Below are 238 nucleotides of genomic sequence, written 5' to 3' on the forward strand. Positions count from 1 at the left end.
TGTAGAAGCGGTTCGGCGGCGCGGCGCCCGGCTTCGCGCCGGCATCCGGCAGCGCGGTGTGCTCGAAGCCGAGCGGCACGTAATGCATGCCCGGCGCGTTCAGGTTCTGGTCGCGCTCGCGGCCGCCGTGGGTGCGGTAGAAGCCGCCGACCACATAGCGGTCGATCATGTACACGACCGGCTCGGCGACTTCGTCGCCGACGCGCTCGAACGTATAGACGCCTTCCTGCACGATCAC

Annotated in this window: 1 protein-coding gene; it reads right to left on the minus strand. The window is 68.9% G+C overall.

The window, feature by feature from the left end:
• A partial coding sequence (locus SB771_RS36865; RefSeq protein WP_410722268.1) for a glutamate--cysteine ligase occupies positions 1-238 on the minus strand: 238 nt, incomplete at both ends.

Source organism: Burkholderia sp. SIMBA_051, from assembly GCF_046534915.1.
GTDB classification, from domain to species: domain Bacteria; phylum Pseudomonadota; class Gammaproteobacteria; order Burkholderiales; family Burkholderiaceae; genus Burkholderia; species Burkholderia ambifaria.